Source organism: Capnocytophaga sp. (assembly GCF_030532915.1).
In the GTDB taxonomy this organism is placed as follows: Bacteria; Bacteroidota; Bacteroidia; order Flavobacteriales; family Flavobacteriaceae; genus Capnocytophaga.
In genome coordinates this window covers 1-2,916 of record NZ_JAUNKD010000071.1, presented here as the reverse complement: position 1 = coordinate 2,916, position 2,916 = coordinate 1, and the positions used below count along the sequence as shown (strand labels likewise).

Annotated in this window: 3 protein-coding genes; 2 read left to right on the top strand and 1 reads right to left on the bottom strand. The window is 40.5% G+C overall.

The window, feature by feature from the left end:
• Positions 1–1,169 (bottom strand): type IX secretion system outer membrane channel protein PorV (gene porV / locus Q4D72_RS12070; protein ID WP_303078184.1); only part of this gene is annotated, 1,169 nt, incomplete at its 3' end.
• A 237-nt stretch (positions 1,170–1,406) separates the two neighbouring features.
• On the opposite strand from porV, the gene Q4D72_RS12065 reads away from it, so the two are divergent.
• Both Q4D72_RS12065 and Q4D72_RS12060 read left to right on the top strand, forming a co-directional pair.
• Positions 1,407–1,883: a T9SS type A sorting domain-containing protein gene (locus Q4D72_RS12065; RefSeq protein ID WP_303078182.1), complete on the top strand. Its 477-nt coding sequence runs from the start codon at positions 1,407–1,409 to the stop codon at positions 1,881–1,883.
• Between the two features lie 12 nt (positions 1,884–1,895).
• Positions 1,896–2,916: SpvB/TcaC N-terminal domain-containing protein (locus Q4D72_RS12060; RefSeq protein WP_303078180.1), on the top strand; the 1,021-nt coding region annotated here is incomplete at its 3' end.

Below are 2,916 nucleotides of genomic sequence, written 5' to 3'. Positions count from 1 at the left end.
TCATAACTCCCCGAAATTCGCAGGGCATTTTCAAACGGATTCGGCACTGATGCCATCGAAAAAAGATACGAAAGGTGAAAACGTATGTTTTGGTATTTGAATCCCGTTCCGATGGTTAAAAATTGGCGCGCCCCTTTGTTTGGATTTTCGTAAAAATAACCACATCGTAAGGCAAAATCATCACGAAAACGATATTCAAGCCCCAAACTCAACGCAACCTCTTGCAATTCTTCCCGCCAGCCGTCGGGAGCATCGGAAAACGACTGAAAAATTCCTTCCAAAAAGGAAACATTATCATCTTTTCCGCTTAAAATGGTTGTGAATTCGTTTTCATTTTGTTGTCCGTCATTATTGCTATCCATATAACCTCGTTTTGGAGGTGTGGGAACCAACAATTTATTAGCTTCTAACAACAACGAAAAAGAATGGTCGTTTGAAAAAATAAAGTCATATCCAACGCCAATTTTTAAGTTTGTCGGGATAAAAAAGTCCTTTCCTCCTTTTTCGTAGCTCAGCTTAGGTCCAATATTTGAAAGTGTAATCCCTGCTCGCCATCGGGTGTCAAAATTAGCGTATGTAACTATTCTTGACTGAAAATAGCCCGATAAACTCACCGCAATACTATTCGCTACGTATTTTTCGTCATTGGAAAAATATTGCAGATTGGAATGTAACCATCGCCCTGTAACGCCCATTGAAAAATTGTCGGAAAGCAATAAATTATACGACACATCAAGTGTAAGTTCATTGGGTTTGCCAAAACCTTCGGAGAAAAACGAACCTCCCTGAATTTGTGAAAATTCCACTTCACCCATACTGAAATAATTGAACGACAGCCCCCAAGCGCCCCGCTGTTTGGGTCGAAAAAAATAAGTAATATTTCCTAAAAAAATATCGTTGGTGAGTTTATTCAGATAGGGCGTATAACTCATTCCCAAACCACGTTTGCTTTCAGCAAAAGCATATTTTGCTGAATTCCATCGTTGTGAAAATACATCGGGTTGTGTTGAAGCACCTATATCTGCCATCGCCGAAGCTCGGGCATCTGACTGCAAATTTAAAAAAGGCATTCCCGTTTGAATGATTCGTGAATCCGGAAAATATATTGCTGTTTGTGAGTAACTTATCAGCAAAAAAAACGAAAACAAAAGTGGTAGTAGTCGTTTCATAATTGAGGTTTTGGCAAAGGTAATTATTTTTTTAAACTTCTTATCCTTGATAAAAATAACGCAATTGTGTTAAAGTTTTTCAAGATTTTTATTTATTGACGAGTCCTGTTTCAAAAAAAGTAAACTTATTTTTCTTTTATTAAAAATCATTTAAAATTTTAACATCTAATGAATTACGTTCTTTTTTTAGTTGATTTTTTTCTGTAAATTTGCCAAAAAAATCAACACGTACTAAAAATGACACGCTATATTTTACTAACTGCTATGTTTTTGGGAAGTTGTTTTTGTTTGTACAGCCAAAAACAATTGTGTTTTTCATACGACAGTGCCGGGAACCAAACACACGTTTCGGTTTGTCTTAATCCGGAAAGTGGTGCATCATCCGGCAGACCTGCCCTACCCGATGACGCTGTTGAAGTGTCAACTTCCACAGAAAATGACAAGCAAGAAACCTCCCGTGAAATTATTCTTAAAAGTGCACCAAATCCTACCGCAGGTGAGCTTACCGTATATTGGTATCATACTGAAAAACAATCATTAATTCGGCTTTTTATTTCTTCGGCGGATATGCGAATTTTATACGACAATACGCATATACATTCACCGGCAGAGCAACTGCAACTCAACATAAGTTCGTATGTTCAGGGCGTGTATTACCTTGTCGGGATATTTTCGGACGGAACCAAAAAAACAGTGCGTATCATCAAAAAATAAGGCTTTACGATTATGAAACGAATTGCAACACTACTATTATTTTTATCATCATTGACTTTCTTTGGGCAAGAACCACTTAAAGTTGAGAAAATAAAACGTATTTCTTTTTCCGAAAGTGAACCTACTCCTCCAACGATAGTTTCGCTGGAACAAAACGCTTCAAGTGGCGGACTCGCGGGTCGACCCGCATCGGGAGGCACTGCTGACGGAGCCACCGCAGGAAGCCTCTCTGTGTCACCAACCGGAGCAGCCATTTACAGCATTCCCATTGCCGTACCGCCAGGATTACAGGGAATTGCTCCTACATTATCAATTAGTTACAACAGTCAAGCCGGCAACGGAATGGCAGGATACGGCTGGAATGTTTCCGGAATTTCGGTTATTTCACGCGTAGGGTCTACACTGTACCACGATGGTGCTATTTCAGAAGTAAATCTAACTCCTTCTGACCGATTTTCGCTTGACGGACAACGACTTATGCTCAAAACCGGACAATACGGAAAAGACGGAGCCACCTACCAAACCGAAGCATTTTCACATCTGAAAATCAAATCCGTAGGTGTTTCTTCATACGGAGCAAATTACGGACCGCTTTATTTTGAAGTGTTGTATCCCGATGGGTCAAAAGCCTATTACGGGCAAACCAATGACAGTCGTTCACATACTGATTATGCCATTTCATATTGGGAGAACCCGCAAGGCATTCGCATCACCTATCACTACCATCGTTCCGGAAATGCCATTGTCATTGAGCGAATAACCTACGGAAAACAACATACCGTAGGCGACAACACCATCACTTTTGTTTATAAGAGCAGAACCCGCCCTGAAGTGGCGTATGTCGGGGGAATTCGGTTTGAAAACAACCTGCTTTTGGAACGCATCGTGGCTTCGGTAAAGGGGCAGGAATTCAGAACCTACAACCTTGCATATGGCGGAAAACACAACTCACTGGGGTACGACCGGTTAATGTCAGTTCAGGAAAGTGTGGGGTTTAGTAAACGGGAACCAATTCGGTTTTCGTATCAGGATA

Excerpts from the sequence above, each read along its gene's own strand:
- Q4D72_RS12065 (WP_303078182.1), top strand. The coding sequence starts at position 1,407 with ATGACACGCTATATTTTACTAACTGCTATGTTTTTGGGAAGTTGTTTT.